This is a genomic window from Synechococcus sp. W55.1 (assembly GCF_047461655.1).
Lineage (GTDB): Bacteria > Cyanobacteriota > Cyanobacteriia > Thermostichales > Thermostichaceae > Thermostichus.
In genome coordinates this window covers 44,799-66,786 of record NZ_JANSHN010000004.1, presented here as the reverse complement: position 1 = coordinate 66,786, position 21,988 = coordinate 44,799, and the positions used below count along the sequence as shown (strand labels likewise).

Here is a 21,988-nt window from a genome sequence, read left to right as displayed (position 1 = left end):
GGGGGCTTTATAGTGAGGATCCCAATCTCCATCCGTCAAAGGATTGGATCTGCCATGTCTCACTTCACCACCCTGCAAGTGCAAATCAAAGACGCCGATCTCCTGGAAGAGACCCTGAAGGAATTGGGCTACGCCGTGCAGCGGGATACCAGCCTGCGGGGCTATCTCTGGAACCGCACCCGTGCCGACTTGGTGATCCGTCAGAAAAATGGCTTCGACATCGGGTTTCGCCGCAACGGGGATCACTACGAGCTGGTGGCCGATCTGTGGGGGGCGGGCATCGATCCCAAGACCTTTCTGGAGCCGATCTTGCAGCGCTATGCCCACAAAAGTTTGCTGCGCTCAGCCCGTGAGCAGGGCTATGCCATCGAGGCCGAAGAAGTGCTGGAGGATGGCACCATCCGCGTGGTGGTGGGGCGTTGGGTATAGCTAGGCCCATCGGCATCCGCCCATGGTAGGTAAGCCTCAGCCGGCTGTCAGAACTGGCCAGGGATCCCGGCCCCAACCTTGGGATCTGGTGTTGGGGGGGCAAATGGCAACCGGGAGCGCCCCTGCCCACGCCTTGGTGTTGGGAGGTATCGAGGGGGCGCGGAGACGACTCACCCACAGCGATGAAGCCGTGCGCTTGGCCACCCTGCCCCAGTTGCTGCAGTACGGGTCGGCGGGCCTGGCCGAACTCATTGAAGCCCTCGCCGGCAATAGCTCTTGGGCAGTCCGCTTGGCAGCTTGGCGGCTGTTGTCTCAGCTTGGCCAGCCGGAGGCAGAACGGGCCTGTCGCACCTACAGCCCTTTTCGCCCGGTGGGGGGAGCGCAAGGGGTGATCGTGGCCTATCGGCGGGGGGAGCGGGATTTTGCCTATGCAGACCTGGAGGGAGCCGACCTTCAAGAAGCACGGCTGGGGGGGATCAACCTGTGGGAGGCCAACCTGAGGCGGGCCAACTTGCGCTTTTGCAACTTCAACGGCGCCCGGCTGCGGCAAACGGATTTGCGCCAAGCGGATTTGCAAGGGGCCAAGCTGAGCGGAGCCGACTTACAGGGAGCCGACCTGCGGGGATCCGACCTCAGAGGGGCCAAGGTCAGCGGCACCAGCCTGCGGGGATCCCAGCTTTCGGAAGAGACCCACCTGGAAGAACGGGTGCGCCACATTTGGCAGTTGCAAAACTGGGGGGGACAGGGGCAAGATTTCTCCGGCCAAGACCTGAGCAAAGCCGATCTGCGAGAACTGGTGCTCTGTCAGATCCGGCTGAGGGGAGCGGATCTGAACCGGGCCGATCTGCGCGGATCCAACCTGGAGGGAGCGGACTTGGGGGGAGCCAACCTACAGCGGGCGGACTTGCGGGGGGCCAACTTGCAAAATGCCGACCTGGAAGGGGCCAATCTCAGCGGCGCCGAGCTGCGTCAGGCCCAGTTTCAGGGGGCTAACCTGCGGCGGGCCGATGTCAGCGGGGCCAACCTAACCCAAGCCAACCTGGAAGGAGCTCAGATCGAAGGGTTAAAGCACAGCGGATCCCGGATTGCCGGCCTGATCTTTCCCGACGGCACCCCGATCAAGCCCTGGTGGTGGTAACAGGTGCCTACCGCTCACCCAATGAGCCAAATCCAAAGGAATCCCAAGATCCCCCGGCAATTGGGCAAACCCGGATCACCATAGGAGTAGAGATACCTATGGGGTACAGCTATGGTTCTGGCAGAACAGCTCTCGACAAAACCGCTCACCGCCGACGAGCTTCGCAAAATGGATGCCTACTGGCGGGCCGCCAACTATCTGTCGGTCGGGCAAATCTATTTGATGGACAACCCGCTGCTGCGAGAACCCCTAAAACTGGAACATGTGAAGCCACGCCTGCTGGGGCACTGGGGCACCACACCCGGGTTGAACTTCATCTACGTGCATCTCAACCGCATCATCAAACGGGAAAACCTCAACATCCTCTACATCACCGGCCCCGGCCACGGTGGCCCTGCTCTGGTGGCCAACACCTACTTGGAAGGCACCTACAGCGAGGTGTATCCCAACATCGGCCAAGACGCCGAAGGCATGCGCAAGCTCTTCAAGCAATTCTCCTTCCCCGGCGGCGTGCCCAGCCACGTGGCTCCGGAAACCCCTGGCTCCATCCACGAGGGGGGAGAACTGGGCTATGCCCTGGCCCACGCCTTTGGGGCTGCCTTTGATAACCCCGATCTGCTGGTGGCCTGTGTGGTGGGGGATGGAGAAGCGGAAACCGGCCCCTTGGCCGCTTCCTGGCATTCCAACAAGTTCCTCAACCCCATCCACGACGGAGCAGTGCTGCCGATTCTGCACCTGAACGGCTACAAGATCGCCAATCCCACCGTTTTGGCCCGCCTCAGCCGTGACGAGCTGCAAAATCTGTTTGTGGGCTACGGCTACAAACCCTACTTCGTAGAAGGCTGCGAGCCGGCAGAGATGCACCAGTTGATGGCCGCCACTTTGGACACGGTGATCCACGAGATCCAAGAAATCCAGCAGCATGCCCGCAGCAAAGGGGATCCCACTCGTCCCCAATGGCCGATGATCATCCTGCGCACCCCCAAAGGCTGGACCGGCCCCAAAGAGGTGGACGGCAAAAAGGTGGAAGATTTCTGGCGCTCCCACCAAGTGCCCCTGGCGGATCTGGCCAAAAAACCGGAGCACCTCAAGGCTCTGGAGGACTGGATGCGCAGCTACAAGCCGGAAGAACTCTTCGATGAAAATGGCCGTCTGCTGCCGGAGCTGCAAGAGCTGGCCCCCAAAGGGGAAAAACGCATGGGGGCTTTGCCCCACGCCAACGGCGGCCTGCTGACGCGGGAGCTGAAAATGCCGGATTTCCGTCGCTACGCCGTGCCTGTCCCCCGCCCCGGCACCACCGAAGCCGAAGCCACCCGAGTTCTGGGGCAATTTCTGCGGGATGTGATGAAGCTCAACCCCCACAACTTCCGCCTCTTTGGCCCCGATGAAACCGCTTCCAACCGCTTGGATGCTGTGTTTGAGGCCAGCGACCGCACCTGGGTAGCTCCCATCTACGATTGCGACGAGCACCTCTCCCCAGATGGACGGGTGATGGAGATCCTCAGCGAGCACGTCTGTCAGGGCTGGCTAGAAGGCTACCTGTTGACCGGGCGACACGGGTTCTTTTCCTGTTACGAAGCCTTCATCCACCTGGTGGACTCGATGTTCAACCAACACGCCAAATGGTTGAAAACCACCCGGCACATTCCTTGGCGGCGGCCCATTCCTTCCCTCAACTACCTGCTGACTTCCCATGTGTGGCGGCAGGATCACAACGGCTTCAGCCACCAGGATCCCGGCTTTTTGGATCACGTGGTCAACAAAAAGGCCGAAATCATCCGCGTCTACCTGCCCCCGGATACCAATACTTTGCTCTCGGTGGCCGACCACTGTCTGCGCAGTCGCCACTACGTGAACGTGATCGTGGCAGGCAAACAGCCGGCCCTGCAGTACCTGGATATGGATGCGGCCATCAAGCACTGCACCCAGGGCTTGGGCATCTGGGAATGGGCCAGCAACGATCAGGGTTCAGAGCCGGATGTGGTGATGGCCTGCTGCGGCGATGTGCCGACGATGGAAACCCTGGCGGCGGTGGACTTCCTACGGCAGCACCTGCCGGAGATCAAGATCCGGGTGGTGAATGTGGTGAACTTGATGAAGCTGCAGCCGCCCAGCGAACACCCCCACGGCATCAGCGATGTGGATTACGCCAGCATCTTCACGCCGGACAAGCCCATCGTGTTTGCCTTCCACGGCTATCCCTGGCTGATTCACCGCCTCACCTACCGTCGCCCCAACCACCACAACTTGCACGTGCGCGGCTACAAGGAGGAGGGCACCACCACCACCCCCTTCGACATGTGTGTCCTCAACGAGGTGGATCGCTTCAGCTTGGCCGATGATGTGTTGGATCGGGTGGAGCGCTTCAAGTACGAGCGGGCCCACATCAAGCAGATCATCCAAGACAAGCTGGTGGAGCACAAACACTACATCCGCGAGCATGGAGAAGATCTGCCGGAGGTGCGCAACTGGAAGTGGCCCTACTGAAGGGATCCCCACCAACTATGGCCATTTCAATTCAAACTGGGACACCGCACCCCCACCGAAAACGTTGGTTCCGTCATCGCGTCGTCCCGCAGTCGCGTCGTCGCGTCAGCGTTGCGGAGCAATAATGCATAGAGCTATGGGGCTTTTCTCCGTAGCCTAGGCATCTCACCCTAACCTGAAATCACCATAGCTTTCGCCTCTGAGCTCTGGCAGGATAGAGTTTTCTTGGGCTCTGCCTGCCGGAGTTTTCTGAAGTCTAGAGGTTGAGAGTGTGAGGGGTTCAGAAAGAGTGGATGCGGATACACTTCCCGATCTGGAGGTGGAAGAGACGGAGTGGGGAGGGATGGCGCTCTCGCTGGGGCTGGGTTTGGCCCTCTCGACCCTTGTGATCGGGATCCGCCCCCAGGTGGTCGTTCCTTTTGGATTGAGCGCGTTGGGTTCGGCCCTGCTGGGATCCCTGCTCATCCCTGGGTTGCGGCGCTGGAAGGCGGGGCAAGTGATCCGCCAGGAGGGGCCCCAATCCCACCAGAAAAAAGCAGGCACACCCACCATGGGCGGGATCAGCTTTTTGCCCGTGGGGCTACTGGTGGCCGGGATCTGGAAAGGCCTACGGCCCGCTTACGCGAACGGCTGGGATCCCCATTGGCTGGCCGTCGCGCTGCTCACGCTGGCCTACAGCTTTGTCGGCTGGCTGGACGATTGGCTGGTGATCCGACAGCAATCCAACAAGGGGTTGTCTCCCCAACACAAGCTGTTGCTCCAGGTGGGAGTTGCCCTTGGGTTTTGTGTCTACCTGGCCTGGCAGGGGATCCCGACCAGTCTGACCTTGCCGGGGATAGGCACCCTCTCTCTGGGCTGGCTGTTCTGGCCCTTGGCCCTGTTTGTGTTGGTGGGCACCAATAATGCCGTAAACCTCACCGATGGTATGGACGGCTTGGCGGCAGGGGTGGTGGCCATCCTGCTGATTGGGCTGGGGCTCCTTCACAGGGATCCAGAGCTATCGGTGTTGGCTTTCACCCTGAGCGGTGCCTGCTTGGGGTTCCTGGTTCACAACCACCACCGGGCGCGGCTGTTCATGGGCGATACCGGATCCCTGGGGTTGGGGGGCGCTCTGGCCGGGTTGGCGCTGCTGGGGGATCAGCTCTGGGCCTTGGCCCTAATGGGGGGAGTGCTGGTGGCAGAGGCGCTGTCGGTGATGCTGCAGGTGGGCTATTTCAAATACACCAAACGCAAAACCGGCACAGGCAGACGGCTGTTGCGCATGTCGCCCTTGCACCACCATCTGGAGCTGGGGGGCTGGTCGGAGGTGCAGGTGGTGGGATCCTTCTACGGGGTAACGGCGCTGCTGGTGGGGCTGGGCTGGGCCTGGTGGCACTGGACCGGAATGTGAGTTCGAGCTGGGGATCCACCGGGATTCCAATGGGGGCCTGACCTCAAACGGGTTGTTCGGCGTGGGAAATGGCCACCGGCAGATCGGCCCCCACCCGCTAAGTCCCGGGATCCCTTCTGTTGTGAGGAAAACGCAAAGATTACTGACCGATGTTTGTTCCCTGTCAAATTTCCAACTGAATCTTTTACATTCACCGTTGCAGATCGGGGATCGCTGTAACGTATGGATATGAACTTAAGTTAACATTGCCTTCCCCTGTAACCCAGTTGGAGGCCTCTAATAAGGAGTGTAATCTCATGATGCCGAGTGGCTCCAAAAATTCCGATAGGCCAGCGGCACAGTCAGGGCACAGCGATTCGGTCTCCGACCCGCCGATGCAAGCGGCTCCTTCTCCGGCAGGTGCTGCTGAGCTTTCCTCTGCGCGGCCGTACGTGGTGTTGCACGGCCATTTTTATCAGCCGCCTCGGGAGGATCCCTGCCTCAACCGCATTCAGCGACAGCCGAGCGCCAGCCCCTTTCACGACTGGAACGAACGCATTTGGGCGGAATGTTACCGCCCCAACGCCTTTGCCCGCGTTCTGGACGACCAGGGACGGGTGGTGCGCATTGTCAACAACTATGAATTCTTGAGCTTTAACTTCGGCCCTACTCTCCTCTCTTGGCTAGAGGAGCATGACATTGAAGTTTACCAACGCATTTTGGCCGGCGACCGTCTCAGCGCTGAGCGGCTGGAGGGTCATGGCAATGCCATCGCCCAAGTCTACAACCACGTCATCCTGCCCCTGGCCACCGAGCGAGACAAGTACACCCAGATCCGCTGGGGAATTGCCGATTTCCAACACCGCTTCGGGCGCCATCCCCAGGGCATGTGGCTGGCCGAAACCGCTATCGATGCAGCAACGGTCACGGCCTTGGTCGAATGTGGGATCCGCTTCGTCATTTTGGCCCCCAGCCAAGCGCAGCGCATTCGCCCCTTGGGACAAACGGAGTGGATCGACGTTAGCCAAGGCCAGATCGATCCCCGTCGGCCCTACCGCTGCTTTACCCCCGATCGGGAGGGGTACTTGGATATTTTCTTTTTCGATGGCCCCATTTCCCGTGACTTGGGCTTTGGGGATATCGTCTACAGCACTCACTCTCTGGCGGAGCGGATCCGTTCCGCTCTGCGCCCGGACAAAGAGGGGGAAGCCTATCTGATCAACTGTGCCACCGATGGCGAGACTTTTGGCCACCACAAGCGGGGTGTAGAACGCACGCTGGCCTATGCCTTTTGCGAGGAATTTCCCCGCCGGGGCTGGCAGGTGGGCAACTACAGCCATTTTCTCAGCCAACATCCCCCCACTTGGGAGGTGCAACTGAAACCGGTCACCGCCTGGAGCTGCGCCCACGGGGTAGGACGGTGGTCGCGAGACTGTGGCTGCGGAGCGGTGGGAGGGTGGCACCAACGCTGGCGGCAACCGCTGCGGGAGGCCCTCAACTGGCTGCGGGATCAGCTGGCCGAGATCTACGAGACGGAGGCCAGAGCCTACCTGCGGGATCCCTGGCTGGCGCGGGATCGTTACATCGAGGTGATTTTGGATCGGGAGCGCTGCGATGCCTTTTTGCAGGAGCACCAGAGCCACCGCCTCACCGCCGAAGATCGGGTGCAAGTGCTGCGCCTGTTGGAGATGCAGCGCTACAGCCAGTTGATGTTCACCAGTTGTGGCTGGTTTTTCGAGGAGCTATCCCGTCCTGAAGGGGTGCAGATCCTGCGTTACGCGGCACGGGCTATCCAGTTGGCAGCAGCAGTGGCGGATGTCAACCTAGAAGAGGAGTTTTTGCAGCGCCTGAGCAAGGCCCCCAGCAACCTCGACCTCTACAGAGACGGCAAGGGGGTCTATTGCGCCTTGGTGCGCCCCAGCTTGATCAGCCCGCAACGGCTGGTGGCTCAGCACGCCATGTTTTCCCTGTTTAACGGGATCCCCCGTTCCCAGGGATATGTGCTGGATCAAGTGGATCAAGATCGCCTGACGATAGGAGGATCGACGCTGGCCATCGGGCGGGTGAAGCTCTCCTTTCCCACCACCCGCGAAGAGCACGACCTGATCTACGCCATGCTCCATCTCGGCGGCTGGGACTTTCAATGTGGCGTCAAGCCGTTTGCCGGGCGGCGCATCTACGAGCAGATAAAAGCGCGGCTGCTGGCCGGATCCCACAGTCGGATCCAGATGATCCTGATCCTGCAAGATCTGTTTGGGCCGGAAACCTTCGACCTGAACGCCCTCGACGACGAAGATCGGCAGCAGATGATGCGCTGGCTCACCCAAGATACCCTAGACCGCCTGGCCCAGCTCTACCGCCAAACCTACCTGGACAATTACGGGGTCTTGATGGCCTTTCGGGCCGACGGCCTGCCGATCCCGGAAGAGTTGTTGGCCGCCGCTCAGATCACCCTCAACCAACGCCTGTTGACCAGTTTGCGGGCGATGGAAATGGAAGAGGGCAAGCGGGATCATCTGCTGGAATTGCGGGCAATCGTGCGTGAGGCCGAGCAGTTGGGATGCCAGTTGCGGCGGGAAGAGGCAGCCCGTGTTCTGGATCGGCTCCTGCAGCGAGGGATGTGGCACCTTGCCCATGCTTTTGAGCCGGAGACCTTCAGCGAACAGCTCTACAACCTGGAAGAATGGCTGCAATTGGCCGCAGACCTGCGCCTGCCCATCAACCTGGATCGCCTACAAGAGCTCTACCTGACGGCGCTGGAGCGTCAAGTTGGCCCGCGTTGCCCGGCTTGGCCCCAAGAAGATTGCCGAGACATTTCCGCCGAAAACCTGCACCGCCTCTTACAGATTGGGCAGCGAATTCGGGTCAACGTCAATGCCTGGCTGCGTCACCTACACCCCCAAAATTAAACCCCCAAGATTAAGTTGAGAGCTCAGTGAACTTTAAAGCCATCGGGATGACAGGATTCGAACCTGCGACCCCTTCGTCCCGAACGAAGTGCGCTACCAAGCTGCGCTACATCCCGACTGACGGGCCCCTCTAACCGCCCGCCGAAGCTCAACAAGTATAGCACGCCGGCTACGAACAATGATGACAAGGGATCCCCGGCAGAGAAGGGGATCCGATCTGCGCTAAGCTGCAAAAAATCCCCCCTCTCGTCAGCCCAAGTATGAGTCAGTCTAAGGGTTTCCGCAAATCCAAGCCTGAGAAAAAACCGGCCAGCTCCAACACTGCCAAGCGCAAGGAAGCCGCCAAACGGTACGACGAGCTGAAAGCCAAGGGGATGCCGGAGTTCAACATCTTTGCCCGCCGTCGCCAGCCCGCGCCTGGCCAGCCCAACCCTTGGCTGCCGGTGGGATCCCTAGCAGTGGGGCGTTCCAGCGCCATTCACCAGGCCATTTTCCAAAACGAGGAAGAACTCAAAAAAGCAGCCGTCAGGCTGTTTCCCCGTCTCGGCAAGGTGAAAGATGACCTGGAGTTTGGGTTTCGCCTCAAGGACAAGGACTTCCAAGACGAGCCGATCCAGGTGGCGATCCGTCCCCAGCCTTCACCCCTTCAAGTCTGGATGGCCAAAATCCGAGGTTGGTTGGGCCTCTCCGGCAAAGGAACCTCCAAAAAAGCTTAGACCGCCGCAAAGGCCCTGGGCAGCCAGCCCAAAATCAGAGGGTTGACCACCTCTGGGCGCTCGTCGTGGGGGCAATGGCCTGTATCGGGGATGGGGAGAAACTGGTAGTCGATCCCTTGCACATGGTTTTGAAAGCCGCGGCCCCGTTGAATGGGTGTCCAGGGATCCCCCTCTCCCCAGAGCACCAACAGCGGGCAGCGCACCTGAGGCAATAGGGCTTCAGGAGTTGGGCCAGGGGGAGCGGTGAGAATCGAGGCAAACACCTGCTGAGCGCCCACATCACAGGAAGGGGCATAGAGAATCTCCACCAGCTCATCCGTAATGGCGGCGGGGTTGCGGTACACCTGCTCCAGAGTTGCGCGAATACGCTGCCGCTGCCGCACCCGATCGAACAAAAACGGCCCCGTCACCGGAGAAGCCGCCAGAGCGGTGAAAACACTCATGAAAAGGCGGAAAATCGGGCTGAGCTCATGGGAGCGATGGTTCAACCCCCCGGCGCAGTTGAGCAACACTGCTCCTGCCGTTAACTGGGGATGCCGGGCGGCCATGATCAAGCTGAGCAAGGCACCAATGGAATTGCCGATAAACACAGCAGGCTGCTGAATGTGCTGCTGCCAAAAATCCACCAGCAACTCCGCCCAGAGATCCAAGGTGTAGGGGAGAGCAGGCTTGGCCGAGCCGCCAAACCCCAGCAAATCCAGGGCATAGACCCGGTATCCTGCCCCAGCTATCACGGGGATGTTGTGCCGCCAATGGCCGATGGAAGCCCCAAATCCATGCACCAAGACCAGCGGGGATCCGGATCCCTGCACCACATAGCGAATGGCATGTCCGCGCCAGCTCCAGACTTGGGGAGCAAAAGGAGCAATGGCATCAACCGCAGAACCGGCAGAAGAAGCAGTCAGCACAGCCTGAAAACAGACCCAGTTAAAGATGTAGGTAGAAACTCAGAGCCATCCCTGTTCATCATAGCTTCGGAATGCCTTTGTCTCCCGTCTCTACTGCCCTGCCTGCTGCTGCAGTTGCGGGTTCAGGTGCCGCCGAGGTGGGGTTGGGCCGGTCAACATGGGACGAAAGCATGCTGGACTTCTTGGGATCCCCGCCCTTGGCTGGATGGCATAGCACCCGGGGTCAGCTTTCGACCTCATTTCGACCTCATTATTCATTTCGACCTCATTATTTTGTAGATTTTGTAGCTCGGCTGGGTTGAGCAGAAAGAGCGCTGGGAAGCGCAACCCGTCCAAGGAGGTCGGAGCCGGAAGCCAGTTGGACAGGTTAAGGTGAAGAGACTGTTAAGATTCTTATGGTTTTGCTGTTGCCAAGGCAACACCGCACCAACTAACATCTCGCTACACTGCGACCGCTCATGATTCATCCTCTGCTGCAACGGCTGCACCAATCCACCCTGACCCCGCTGCGGGATATCCACTGGACGCCGGAATTGTTCGGAATCCTCTTGGTGTACTTTGTGCAGGGGGCGGTGGGGCTGGCACGGCTGGCCACCAGCTTTTACCTGAAGGATAGCTTGGGCCTCAGCCCGTCTCAGGTGGCGGCGTTGATGGGCGTTGCCATGAGCCCCTGGATCCTCAAGCCCCTCTACGGCCTGCTGTCGGATACCGTACCGGTGGCGGGCTATCGGCGTCGTCCCTACCTCTTGTTGTCAGGGCTTCTGGGGTGTGGGGCTTGGCTGGGGATGGCCCTGTGGGCACCGACAGCTGGTCTGGCCACCCTGTGGATGGTTTTGGGATCCCTGGCGGTGGCGGTGGGGGATGTGATCGTGGATTCGCTGGTGGTGGAGCGGGTACACGGCAGTGACTGGGCGGGGACGGGCACGCTGCAATCTTTGACTTGGGGGGCAACGGCCTTGGGATCCCTGCTCACCGCCTATTTGGGAGGAGCGCTCTTGGCCCATTATCCGCCGCAGGTGGTGTTTGGCCTGACAGCCTTGTTGCCGTTGTTCATCGCTCTGGCAGCTTGGGTTATTGCCGATCAACCGGTGGTGTTGTCTCAGGGCTGGGATCCCTTGCAACAACAGGTGGGGCAGGTGTGGCGGGCGCTGCGGCAACCCAGCATTTTGCTGCCGGTGCTGTTTGTGTTCGTTTGGCAGGCCACTCCCAGCGCCGATGCGGCTCTTTTTTACTTTGTCACCAACGATCTCGGCTTTGGGCCGGAATTTTTGGGTCAGGTGCGCTTGGTTACCAGCATCGCCAGTTTGCTGGGGGTAGGGATCTTCCAAGTGTACCTGCGGCGGCTCCCACTGCGGCCCCTGTTCGGCTGGATGACGGTGATCTCGGCGGCGTTGGGCCTGACCAGCCTTATCTTGGTCTATCACCTCAACCGGGATTGGGGCATCGACGATCATTGGTTTAGCTTGGGGGACAGCCTGGTGCTGACGGTGGCAGGACAAATTGCCTTTATGCCAGTGCTGGTCTTGGCCGCCCGCCTCTGCCCCCCTGGGATCGAGGCCACCCTCTTTGCTCTGCTGATGTCGGCCTTTAATTTGGCGGGGTTTCTCTCCCAAGAGCTGGGATCCCTGCTGATGCATGGGCTGGGGGTAACGGAGACCGATTTCAGCCGGCTGGGGCTGCTGCTGATCCTGACCAACCTTTCCACCCTCTTGCCCCTGCCGTTTTTGGGCTGGCTGCCGGAAGAGAGCATGACCCTTGGCGGAGCAGAACTGGAGGCGGAAGCCCATGCCTCTCTGGAATCCTTTTTGCGGGATGTGCGGGCAGAAGAGGCGGAGACAGCCTTGGCGATGGAAGGGGTTTCTCTGGCCGAAACCGACCCGACCTAAAGACTCTGTCTGGCTTTGGGAAAGGCATACAGCCTCGGTATCCAGCCGCTAAGATGGAGGGATGAGCTGGGTAGCCCCCACAACTCACCCGGATCTTTCACTTCAGGAGGGGACCGTGCTTCATCGTAGGATCTATCAACTCAGCCGCGAAGGCAAGGATGTGTGGATCTATCTGCGCGATCAGGGACGCTGGCTGGAACGAGCCAAGATCCTCGATATCGAAGGGGACACCATCCTGGTTCGCTACGAGACCGAAGACGAGGAGGAGATCTGCTCCTGGGAGGAGATGATTCGCCTGGAAAGCATTGGGGCTGTTGCTCAGCGCCTTTCCACCATCCCCAAGGGGATGCTTAGCGCGTCAGATTTGCTCACCTCAGAAGATTGCCCCCCGGCTGAATTGCTGCATCCGCCGCTATTGCCTACGGAAGGAGAAGATCATCTCAGCAGCGAGCGTCTCGTAGAAGATTACTACCTGGATCGGGAGACCCCTGCCGAGCTGCCGGTGCGCTCGAGTGGGGAAGATCTCAAACGGGTGGATCGTGCCCGGCACGATGCTGAAGGCACAGACTAAGTTCTCCGTTTGCCGGATCTCGTCGGTCGCGCAAGCGGCGCAGAAGAGTGCTTAACATCTTCAGATTCAGGAGGTGGATGGAGCAACCACGGCCAGGAAAGTCCTCTAGAGTTCGCCTTGGCAGATGAAGGGATCCCAAGGGCGGGATCTAACTCACCAGGCTCCCCGTTGTGCAGGGTTGGATGGTCAATGGGCCGTAGAACTCCTCTTGGCACAGCTCTACCTGAGAGCGGGCAGCCATCAGCAGCAATGACCAGAAGATTTGAATGGGGTGAAGAGCCCCGCTGCCGGCGTTTTGATAGCTTTTTCGGCAAAAGTGTTGCTGGAGATCGGCAAAGCTGATCTGGGTCAGACCCTGCTGCCAAAGTTGAGCCAGCAGAGATTCCAGCTCGGCGGTGGTTTCCAAAAGGTTTTCTGGGTGGGCTAGCTGAGTGATGGCCGACAGCGCTTGCTGGCGAGAAATCCGCTGGGCCAGCGGCTTTGGGGCAGCTTCGGGCGGTTGTTCCAGCAAGGTTTCCAGCTCTTGCAGGTGGGCGATGAGTTCTTTGAGGGTGACAGGCCGGGTACGTTGGAGACGTGGCGCTGCCCTGGGTTGCAACACGCGATCCAAGTGCGCCAAAGACCAGCTTGGCCAGGGATCCCCTTCCACCTCCACCGGGCTGGGCTCACTTTCTTCTGCTTCCGGTTCTGCCAAAGCCATCGCCTTGAGGTAGACCAACATAGCCGCATGGAGCAGGGCTTGTCCCGACTCAGACAGGTCATGGCTGCTGCCGGTGGGGGCCATGCGGGCCAGAAAGCGATCGATAACCTCAATGACCTGCACGTCCCAGGGGTCGATCTCACCCCGTTCTGCCAAATCAATGAGCAGAGCAATTGCCTCTTCGGTCGGTGAGTAGGCCATAGCGCCCCACAGCTCCCTGACCCTTACTGTAGCCCTCAGGCCGGATCCCGGCTATCTCTAGCCATCTCCCATGCCGATCCGAATCCTCTGGCTCAATCGCTGACGTGGTAATATAGAGATCCTGCTCTAGTCGATAGCTGCTAGAGTGGTATCTGCGGGCGGTTAGCACAGTGGTAGCGCACTTCCTTCACACGGAAGGGGTCACAAGTTCGAATCTTGTACCGCCCATACCCGCAAACCTGCTCCTGCAGCGAGCTTCAACAGTCCAAGTCCTTCTCCTGGAGGAGAGATACAGGCGGCTAGAAACGACTTTTTCCGCCCCGGGGTCTCCCTGGAGCTCACCCTAGGGAGGGGGCCAATGGCTATTGAGAACAACAACGGGCAAATCCACCTGGCCTTCCAGCATCTTGGCTGCCGGGCCGGTGGAGAAGGGAGAGAATGGTAGCCTAGTAAGGGATAGGGTTGAGGCCATGCAAGGAGTCCGTCCTGCTGACGTGCTTAGAAACATCCGCTCCATACTTCTGGGCCTGTGGATCTTGATCCTGCTCATTCTCCTCACCCAAAACTGGGGATCCCCGGCAAGGGTTGTGGTGGGTGGGCAATCGGGATCCCCGATTCCTTTGTCGTTGGTGCTGTTGGCCTCCTATGGAGCAGGGATGGGGCTGGGATTTTTGTATGTAGGCTCTTGGCGGCTGCACGACCGGGTGTTCCAGCGACAGGCAATCCGTAAGTTAACTCAGTTGAGCGACCGAGTTCGCTTTTTGGAAGCCCAGCTGATTCCCCCCGACCACTATTTGCCTCAAGATCTGCCAGAGCCAGAATATGCTCCGGATCCCTACGCAGGCCGATACTCCTATTCCAACATCCCGCCGGAACGCATTCGGGAGGAGGAGGTCGGCAATGCTTCTGCTCCCAACTGGCGCTCTGACGAGGAGGAAGAATGGGACTCTTAAACTGGTGGAAATCTTCTTCTGCGGCTTCCTTGCCTGAGCCCGCTCCCCGACCTGAGCCGCAGGGACAAAATCACTACCTGTTGATCGTCTTGGACAGTTGCCGCTTCGACAGCCTGCTGGCCGCCAACCCCAAGCATCTGCTCAAGCTGGGATCCCTGGAAAAGCGCTGGAGCTATGCTTCCTGGACGGCTCCTGCCCATTACAACCTGCTCATGGGCCTGCTGCCCCACACCAGCCCTACCCAAGTTTTTGCTTCCGAGCACTACAAGCAGGATTATCTGCGCTACAACGAGCGGCTCGGCACCCGGCAACCCATTGAGTTCAAGCATCTGCTGCCCCATCTCTACTTGCCGACGCTGCTGAAGCATCAACTGGGCTACACCACCCACGCCATGGTCTCTTTGCCTGTGCTCAACCCCAGCACCCTGCTGAATCGCGATTTCGATTCCTACCGCCTCATGCCCCAGCACAACGATATGGCGGCCATGGTGGAACAGTTGCACTTCGAGCCGGATCGCCCCAGCTTTTACCTGTTGAATGTGGGCGAAACTCACTATCCCTACGCACTGCCCGATGAGGATCCCAGCTTGTGGCCTCGTATTTCCGGGGTCAATGGGGTGTTGAAGCGCCTGGATGAGGGAGGAGAAGCAGGGATCCCCTTTTTCGATTCGGCCCAGTTGGAAGAGCTACGGCAGCGACAGATCCAAGCGGTGCGCTACCTGGATGGGATCTTTGAACAGCTGTTCGACCTGGTTCCCAAAAACACCTACATCACGGTTACAGCCGATCACGGCGAACTGTTTGGGGAGGGAGGCTACTTCGGCCACGGCCCTATCCACCACGAAAAAGTGCTGGAGGTGCCTTTTATCGAGGGCAAGATTCGCTAGGATGAGGCCCTCACCCCCAGCCCCTCTCCCTGAGGACAAGGGTGGCCATCGATAGCCCAGCAACTGGGCTTACCAGGATTGAGCCTCTGTTTGCCTGCCGGTTAACGCGATCGCCTGAATCGCATGGGCAGAGCCTCTTCCCTTTTGGAGCAGCTAGATCTGCTGGGTCTCCGGCTTGGGCAGGGTAGGATCCCGGCGGGGTTCGCCGTTGGCGCTACTCGGACGGAGCCCTTGCGGGGATCCTTTTACACCGGAACCCAACCCATCTTCGGCGGCCAGGTCGGCAGAGCGGGCGATCTCGTAAAGGCTTTTCACCACACTGCTGAGGGGAATGGCGACGATCACGCCCAGGATGCCCCCCAGTTGCGCCCCCACCAACAGGGCAATCAAGATCCACACTGGATTTAGCCCGATCAGCTCTCCCATCAGGCGGGGGGCGATGACCCGATCCTTCACCTGCTGCACGATCAGGGAAACCAGCACCACTTTAAGGCTGAGCCAAATGTCCTGAAAGGCCAGCAACACCGCCGCCGCCCCAATGCCAATCACCCCCCCCACCAGGGGGATGACCTCCAGCAGGCCGATCAGCAGGCCAAACAGGAGCCCGAAAGGTACCCGCAAAAACCCAAAAACCGGCACCAGCATCAGGGCCATGATGAACCCCAACACCAACTGGCTGATGAGGAAGTTCTGAAAGCTGAGGGCTAGGGCTTCGCCAATGCGCGGCCCCCAAGGTTTGGGGAAGAGGCTGAGCAACCCCTGCCAGAACTGGCCCCCGTAGAGCAGCATGTAGAGGGCCAACACCAGCACCAGCACCAAGTCGATCACCTGGTTGAACGTACCCAGAAGGAGATCCAGGGATTGGCCGGCAATTTTCTCGGCGCTGGCCTGCAGGCGGTTGAGAAGGGTATTGACCAGCTCCGTCTGGCCAAGGTTGATGTTGCGCTCGGCGGCCCAAAGGCTAATCTGGTCGAGCCAATTTTGTAAGGTGTCCACCCACTCTGGGATCCGCGCCCCCAGCTGCACCACTTGCTTGGCCAAGACCGGCACCACGGCGATCCCCACCAAGACCAGCAGCACCACCGAGAGAGCAAAGACCAGGGTGACCGCCAAACCTCGACTGACCCGATAGCGCCGCAGCACCTGCACCGGGTAGTTGAGCAAAAAGGCCAGCACCGCCGCTGTCAGGATGGTGGTGAGCAAATGCCCAAACAGCCGACCCACCTGTATGGCCAGCCAGCCGCTGATGACGATCAAGATCCAGGTGAGCAGCAACCGCTGCAAGGGTGAGAAGCGATTCATGCCGGAGCCATCCCCAAGGGATCCCAAAGCGCTTAAAAACCCAGGATGCTATACCCACTATCCACGTAGATCACCTGGCCGGTAATGCCACTGGCCAGATCGCTGGCCAGAAAAGCCGCCACATTGCCCACCTCTAGCTGAGTGATATTGCGCCGCAGGGGGGCTTTCTCCTCCACAGCATGCAGCATGGCATGAAAATCCGAAATGGCCGCAGAGGCCAAGGTGCGGATCGGGCCGGCAGAAATGGCGTTCACCCGGATCCCGGCAGGACCCAGCTCGGCAGCCAAGTAGCGGACACAGGTTTCCAGGCCCGCTTTGGTGACTGCTGCCATGTTGTAATTGGGCACCACCCGCACTCCTCCCAAGTAGGTCAAGGTGAGGATGCTGCTGCCAGATCTCAGCAGGGGCTTAGCAGCCCGGCACAGGGCGATGAGAGAGTAGGTGCTCACGTCCATGGCCAGGGCAAACCCCTCCCGCGAGATATCGCTGAAGTTGCCGCTCAGCTCCTCTTTTTTGACATAGGCCAGGCAGTGAACCAGAATATCGACCTGACCCCATTTTTCGGTTACCCCCTGAAACAGATCGCTGATCTGCTGATCGCTTTGCACGTCGCAGGGGAGGAGAAAATCTGGCTGCAAGGGATCCGTGAGTTGCTGAACTTTGGTTTTGAAGCGATCCCGCTCGTCCGGCAGATAGGTAACCCCTAGGCTGGCCCCCGCTTTGTGCAGTTGCTGAGCAATGCCCCAGGCAATGGAGCGCTCGTTGGCAATGCCGGTTACCAAGGCTTTCTTTCCCGTCAGCTGTAGCATGGCAAAAAAAGTAGGGGTGTATTCCTTTCTATCCTCCCACAGGTGGGAGCTGGGGCTGGGAGAAGGGATCCCAGGCACTCCTGAACTCCCGTTAAAAAGGCCCGGCTTCCACAATGAAAGTCCTTTTGGTTGAAAAGGAATATTGTCTGCTGGATCTCCGCAGCCCTGTTACCCGTGCCGAAATCATCGAGCACCCGTGGTCGTTGGAAGATACCTCCCTCAACCGGGCTGATAGGTGGAAGCAACGTGCAGTTCCTTGAGCTGCTTCGCCTCAACGCTGGAAGGAGCGCCGGTGAGCAAACATCGCGCCTGCTGGGTTTTGGGAAAGGCGATGACATCCCGGATGGAATCTTCCCCGGCCAGCAACATCACCAGCCGATCCAGGCCGTAGGCAATGCCGCCGTGGGGCGGGGTGCCATACTCAAAGGCTTCCAACAAAAAGCCAAACTTGTCCCGCGCCTGTTCGGGGGTGAGGCCAATCGCTTGAAAAACCTGCTCCTGAATTTCCCGCTGGTAAATCCGCAGGGATCCCCCTCCTACTTCCACGCCGTTCCACACCAGGTCATAAGCCTGGGCCCGCGCCGTTTTCAGGTCGGCCAAGTCGTCGGGGTGGGGGGCGGTAAAGGGGTGGTGCAGGGCTTCCAGGCGATTTTCTTCGGCGTTGAACTCAAACATGGGAAAGTCGGTGATCCAGAGGAGATTCAAGGCGTTCTCTGGGATCAAACCCAGCTCCTGGCCCAGGTGCAGCCGCAGCCGGCCCAAAGACTCGTTCACCACTGCCGCCGGCCCTGCCCCAAACAGCAACAGATCCCCTGGCTTGGCCTGGGTGAGATCCAGCAACCGCTTCTCCTGCTCGGGGCTCAAGCTCTCTTTCAGGGCGCCGATGGTATCGAGGCTGTCGGGCCGCACCCGGATAAAGGCCAAGCCGCCCGCCCCATACTGGGTGACCAGCTTGAACAGATCCCCGCCTGGTTTGATGCGGGTGTTGGAGATCTTTTCATCGCCGCCGGGCACTGGCAGGATTTTGATCAAACCGCCCTCAGCCAGCACTTTGGCGAAGACTTTGAATCGGGATCCCTGAAACACCTCCGAAACATCCACCAACTCCATCCCAAAGCGGGTGTCAGGCTTGTCGGAGCCGTAGCGGGCCATGGCCTCGGCATAGGTCAGGCGCGGGAAGGGACGGGGCAGGTGGATCCCTTTGACAGTTTTGAAGATATGGCAGATCAGTCGCTCGTTGAGCTCCAGGATCCCTTCTTGATCCATGAAGCTCATCTCCATGTCCAACTGGGTGAACTCCGGCTGCCGATCCGCCCGCAGATCCTCATCCCGAAAGCAGCGGGCGATCTGGTAGTAGCGATCCACGCCAGCCACCATCAGCAGCTGCTTAAAGAGCTGGGGCGACTGCGGCAGGGCAAACCACTCGCCGGGGTTGACGCGGCTGGGCACCAGGTAGTCTCTGGCCCCTTCTGGGGTGGAGCGGGTGAGAATGGGAGTCTCCACCTCGACAAAGCCCTCCTCGTCTTCTAGGAAACGGCGGATGGCCTGGATGACCCGGTGGCGCAGTTGCAGGTTACGGGACATGCGCTCCCGCCGCAAATCCAGGTAGCGATAGCGCAGGCGGATCTCTTCTCGCACTTCCTCTGCTTCTTCTCCCGAGACGCTGAAGGGGAGCTGCTTGCCGACTGGACTGAGCACTTCCAACTGTTCGGCGTAGATCTCGACCTCGCCGGTGGCCAGGCGAGGGTTGAAGGAGTCGGGGGGCCGTTGCTGGACAGTTCCCGTTACCCGCACCACATATTCGTTGCGCACTTCCCCCGCCAGTGGATATGACTGCGGAGTTTTCTGCGGATCCGCCACCAGTTGCACAATGCCAGAGCGATCCCGCAAATCCAGAAAGATCACCCCCCCGTGGTCGCGGCGGCGGTCGATCCAGCCGTAGAGGGTGACGGTCTGGCCAATGTGGGCCGGGCGGACTTCGCCACAGTAGAGGGTGCGGGCCGGGCGATGGATGGCAGCAGGCATGGAAGAGGTGAGAGAACAAGGGTCTGAGCCCCTATCATACAAAACTCAGACCTCCTGCCTCGACTCAGCTTCTCAAGAGCATTCAGGGGATCCGCCCAGGGCTACCACAATCGTGCAGGTGTTGTGGCGCATCATGGCAACGTAAGTTTCGGCGCCGCTGCCTGGCTCCCCCAAAGAGTCCGAGTACAGTTTCTGTTCGGCTACCTTGACCCCGGCTTCGGTGGCCACCGTTTGGATCAGGGCCGGGTTGAGGGTGGTCTCGGCAAAGACAGCCGGCACCTGTAGAGCGCGGATCTCGGCCACCAACCGGGCCACAGTCTGGGCGCTGGGCTGTTCTTCGGTGCTGATCCCCAGCAGGGATCCCCCCATTTTTAGACCGTAGGCTTGGGTGTAGTAGGCAAAGGCATCGTGGGTGGTCACCAAAACCCGGTTGGGAGGGGGGATGGTCTGAATTTGCTCCCCAATCCAGGCATGAAGCTCCTCCAGCTCTGCTCGATAGGCAGCAGCATTGGTTTGGAAGAAGGTCGCCTCGCCAGGCACCTGTTCCGCCAGCTCTTGGGCGATGCGCTCCACCATGCGGATGACGTTTTCCACATTGCCCCACACGTGGGGGTCGGGAGTGGGGATCCCGTCCTCGTTGGCAACAATAGGTTCAAGGATCTCGGCCAAGGCAACCCGCCGCGCCTGTTGGGCTGTGGCCTCGATGAGGCGCATCAACCCCGGCTCCAGGTTGTAGCCGTTGTAAAACACCAAGTCTGCCCGCTCTAGGGCCATCCCATCCGCCGGTGCCGGCTCGTAGATGTGGGGATCCATCCCCGGCTGCAGCAGGCTGGTGAGCTGGATGCGATCTTGGCCCACCTGCTCCACCCAATCGGCGATCAGTGTGGTGGTGGCCACAACGCGGGGACGCGCCCAACCCGAACCGGCTAGGGCCAGAAAACTGCTGATCGCCAAGCCGAAGGCCGCTACCCAACGGCGCCGCCCCCAAAGGAAGACAGGACTTTTCATTATCGTTTCATGATTTAGGTACCCCTTTAGGGTACACTGGACTTACTCGAAAATGAAAGCAAAATGAAAAAGCAATCTGCTCCTCTCCCTCTTCGCCCGGCCAGGGGATCCCTGGTGGTGCGGGATCTGACGGTGCGTTACGGCAGCCTGCGGGTGCTGCAAGGGATCCAGGCTGAAATCGCGCCGGGGCGCATCACGGGCATCCTCGGGCCCAACGGAGCCGGCAAAAGTACGTTTCTCAGAGCGCTGCTGGGGTTGGTGCCGCTGGAACGGGGGGAAGTGCGCTACGGTGGGCAAGCGCTGTGGGGAGAGCAAGTGGCCTATGTACCCCAGCGCTCGGCCATCGACTGGTCGTTTCCCGCCACGGTGTGGGATGTGGTGTTGATGGGGCAGGTGAGAGCTGCTGGCTGGTTTCGCCGCATCGGGAAAAAGGGGCAGCAGCGGGCTGCTCAAGCCCTGGAGCGGGTGGGGATGGGGGCCTACCGGGATCGCCCCATTGGAAAGCTGTCGGGGGGACAACAGCAGCGGGTGTTCCTGGCGCGGGCCTTGGCGCAAGAAGCGGAGATCTACGCCCTTGACGAACCCTTTGCCGGGATCGACCAGCCCAGCGAAGCTATTTTGTTCCAGGTGTTGCGGGAGCTGGCAGATGCCGGCCACATCGTGATGGTGGTGCACCACGATTTGGGGCAGGCCCGGGCCTACTTCGACGAAGTGCTCCTCCTCAACCGTGTCTTAATTGCCCAGGGATCCCCGCGGGAGGTGTTGCAGCCAGCGGTGTTGCAGCGGGCCTATGGCCGAGCCCTGCTGCCGGACTCAGCTGCCTAGGGAGAGTTTGAGGTCAACAACGTTATGGAATGGCTCTGGCACAGCCTGGCGGATCCCTTAAGTTTTGCCTTCATGCAACGGGCTCTGCTGGTGGCGGTGGCCGTCGGCATTCTCTGTGCCGTGGTGGGCAGCTATCTGCTGGTGCAAAGCTTGGCCCTCCTGGGGGATGCCATCAGCCATTCGCTGCTGCCGGGCCTGGCCATTGCCTACATGCTGGGCCTCAACCTGTTTGTGGGAGCCTTTGTGGCCGGTCTCCTCAGCGCCCTCTTAATTCAATGGATCCGCTCCGCCAGCCCCCTCAAGCCGGATGCAGCCATGGGGATCGTCTTTTCGGCCTTTTTTGCCTTGGGGATCCTGTTGATCACTTTGATCCAACGGCGGGCTCGCGTCGATCTCAACCACTTCCTCTTCGGCAACCTCCTGGGGGTGAATGCTGTCGATGTGCTGACAGTGGTGGGCATCACCCTTTTGGTGTTGGGTTTGGTGGCCCTCTTCTTCAAGGAATTGACTTTCTACAGCTTCGATCCCTTGGGGGCCAAAGCAGCCGGCCTGCCCACCGAGCGGCTGGGGTGGGGGCTGATGGTGCTCACTTCCCTGACGTTGGTGGCCAGCATGAAGGCAGTGGGCGTGCTCTTAGTGTTGGCCATGCTGATCACGCCAGCGGCAACCGCCTATCTGGTGGTGCCTCGATTGCACCAGGTGATGCTGTTGGGATCCCTATTTGGGGTGAGCGCCAGCCTGCTGGGGATGTACGCCAGCTACTACCTCAATGTGGCCTCCGGCCCGGCCATCGTCCTGGTGGCCTCCGCCTGGTTTAGCCTGGCCTTTCTGGGCAGAGTGTTCTCAGGAACGCGCTAGAAACCAG

At 60.0% G+C, this 21,988-nt stretch carries 17 protein-coding genes, 2 tRNA genes and 1 pseudogene; 13 read left to right on the top strand and 7 right to left on the bottom strand.

Going from position 1 to position 21,988, the window contains the following annotated elements; all coding sequences use genetic code 11:
- The first annotated feature begins 54 nt into the window (after positions 1 to 54).
- The 5 genes from NW816_RS03265 (at position 55) to NW816_RS03245 (ending at position 8,332) form a co-directional block, all read left to right on the top strand.
- The gene (locus NW816_RS03265) at positions 55 to 429 is read left to right on the top strand and encodes a DUF1257 domain-containing protein (RefSeq protein ID WP_414357757.1); all 375 of its coding nucleotides are present in this window, start codon (positions 55 to 57) and stop codon (positions 427 to 429) included.
- Between the two features lie 22 nt (positions 430 to 451).
- Positions 452 to 1,567, top strand: a complete 1,116-nt coding sequence (locus tag NW816_RS03260) for a pentapeptide repeat-containing protein (protein WP_414408227.1) — start codon at positions 452 to 454, stop codon at positions 1,565 to 1,567.
- Positions 1,568 to 1,678: 111 nt separating this feature from the next.
- A complete protein-coding gene (locus NW816_RS03255; RefSeq protein ID WP_414408226.1) occupies positions 1,679 to 4,054 on the top strand; it encodes a phosphoketolase in 2,376 nt (791 codons plus the stop codon).
- Positions 4,055 to 4,397: 343 nt separating this feature from the next.
- Positions 4,398 to 5,444 (top strand): phospho-N-acetylmuramoyl-pentapeptide-transferase, encoded by a 1,047-nt coding sequence (mraY, locus tag NW816_RS03250; RefSeq protein ID WP_414408261.1) that lies wholly within the window; start codon positions 4,398 to 4,400, stop codon positions 5,442 to 5,444.
- Positions 5,445 to 5,740: 296 nt separating this feature from the next.
- Positions 5,741 to 8,332 (top strand): DUF3536 domain-containing protein, encoded by a 2,592-nt coding sequence (locus NW816_RS03245; protein WP_414408225.1) that lies wholly within the window; start codon positions 5,741 to 5,743, stop codon positions 8,330 to 8,332.
- Positions 8,333 to 8,374: 42 nt separating this feature from the next.
- On the opposite strand, the gene NW816_RS03240 is transcribed toward NW816_RS03245, so the two are convergent.
- A tRNA-Pro gene (locus NW816_RS03240) sits at positions 8,375 to 8,448 on the bottom strand.
- Between the two features lie 144 nt (positions 8,449 to 8,592).
- On the opposite strand from NW816_RS03240, the gene NW816_RS03235 reads away from it, so the two are divergent.
- Positions 8,593 to 9,048, top strand: coding sequence for an HHL1-like protein (locus tag NW816_RS03235; RefSeq protein ID WP_414381947.1), 456 nt, complete (start codon positions 8,593 to 8,595; stop codon positions 9,046 to 9,048).
- On the opposite strand, the gene NW816_RS03230 is transcribed toward NW816_RS03235, so the two are convergent.
- Complete coding sequence (locus NW816_RS03230; RefSeq protein ID WP_414408224.1) at positions 9,045 to 9,956, bottom strand: alpha/beta fold hydrolase; 912 nt, start codon at positions 9,954 to 9,956, stop codon at positions 9,045 to 9,047. The genes NW816_RS03235 and NW816_RS03230 overlap by 4 nt on opposite strands.
- A gap of 458 nt (positions 9,957 to 10,414) precedes the next feature.
- Here NW816_RS03230 and NW816_RS03225 point away from each other — a divergent pair, with 458 nt between their 5' ends.
- Entirely contained in the window at positions 10,415 to 11,842 is a 1,428-nt protein-coding gene (locus NW816_RS03225; protein ID WP_414408223.1) for a folate/biopterin family MFS transporter, read from the top strand.
- A gap of 115 nt (positions 11,843 to 11,957) precedes the next feature.
- Positions 11,958 to 12,248: pseudogene (locus NW816_RS03220) on the top strand (DUF6679 family protein); the annotation flags it as partial.
- 313 nt (positions 12,249 to 12,561) lie between these two features.
- Here the strand turns inward: NW816_RS03220 and NW816_RS03215 are convergent.
- Complete coding sequence (locus tag NW816_RS03215; protein WP_414408222.1) at positions 12,562 to 13,314, bottom strand: segregation/condensation protein A; 753 nt, start codon at positions 13,312 to 13,314, stop codon at positions 12,562 to 12,564.
- A gap of 156 nt (positions 13,315 to 13,470) precedes the next feature.
- On the opposite strand from NW816_RS03215, the gene NW816_RS03210 reads away from it, so the two are divergent.
- From NW816_RS03210 to NW816_RS03200, 3 genes are all read left to right on the top strand, one after another.
- A tRNA-Val gene (locus NW816_RS03210) sits at positions 13,471 to 13,542 on the top strand.
- A gap of 242 nt (positions 13,543 to 13,784) precedes the next feature.
- Complete coding sequence (locus tag NW816_RS03205; protein ID WP_414408221.1) at positions 13,785 to 14,267, top strand: LapA family protein; 483 nt, start codon at positions 13,785 to 13,787, stop codon at positions 14,265 to 14,267.
- Positions 14,255 to 15,154, top strand: coding sequence for a sulfatase-like hydrolase/transferase (locus tag NW816_RS03200; RefSeq protein WP_414408220.1), 900 nt, complete (start codon positions 14,255 to 14,257; stop codon positions 15,152 to 15,154). Before NW816_RS03205 ends, NW816_RS03200 begins: the two co-directional genes overlap by 13 nt.
- 153 nt (positions 15,155 to 15,307) lie before the next feature.
- Here the strand turns inward: NW816_RS03200 and NW816_RS03195 are convergent, their stop codons facing one another.
- The 4 genes from NW816_RS03195 to NW816_RS03180 all read right to left on the bottom strand — a co-directional run bounded on the left by NW816_RS03195 (position 15,308) and on the right by NW816_RS03180 (position 20,298).
- Positions 15,308 to 16,456 (bottom strand): AI-2E family transporter, encoded by a 1,149-nt coding sequence (locus NW816_RS03195; protein ID WP_414341734.1) that lies wholly within the window; start codon positions 16,454 to 16,456, stop codon positions 15,308 to 15,310.
- Between the two features lie 32 nt (positions 16,457 to 16,488).
- The gene (gene fabI / locus NW816_RS03190) at positions 16,489 to 17,265 is read right to left on the bottom strand and encodes an enoyl-ACP reductase FabI (protein WP_414408260.1); all 777 of its coding nucleotides are present in this window, start codon (positions 17,263 to 17,265) and stop codon (positions 16,489 to 16,491) included.
- Positions 17,266 to 17,484: 219 nt separating this feature from the next.
- Positions 17,485 to 19,290 carry an aspartate--tRNA ligase gene (aspS, locus tag NW816_RS03185; protein WP_011432789.1) on the bottom strand — a complete coding sequence of 602 codons (1,806 nt, stop codon included), beginning with the start codon at positions 19,288 to 19,290 and terminating at the stop codon, positions 17,485 to 17,487.
- 72 nt (positions 19,291 to 19,362) lie between these two features.
- The gene (locus NW816_RS03180) at positions 19,363 to 20,298 is read right to left on the bottom strand and encodes a metal ABC transporter solute-binding protein, Zn/Mn family (protein ID WP_414408219.1); all 936 of its coding nucleotides are present in this window, start codon (positions 20,296 to 20,298) and stop codon (positions 19,363 to 19,365) included.
- 63 nt (positions 20,299 to 20,361) lie between these two features.
- Between NW816_RS03180 and NW816_RS03175 the strand changes: the two genes are divergently transcribed.
- Together NW816_RS03175 and NW816_RS03170 are read left to right on the top strand one after the other, a co-directional pair.
- The gene (locus NW816_RS03175; protein ID WP_414408218.1) at positions 20,362 to 21,123 is read left to right on the top strand and encodes a metal ABC transporter ATP-binding protein; all 762 of its coding nucleotides are present in this window, start codon (positions 20,362 to 20,364) and stop codon (positions 21,121 to 21,123) included.
- A 24-nt stretch (positions 21,124 to 21,147) separates the two neighbouring features.
- Complete coding sequence (locus NW816_RS03170) at positions 21,148 to 21,981, top strand: metal ABC transporter permease (RefSeq protein WP_414408217.1); 834 nt, start codon at positions 21,148 to 21,150, stop codon at positions 21,979 to 21,981.
- Positions 21,982 to 21,988 lie beyond the last annotated feature (7 nt).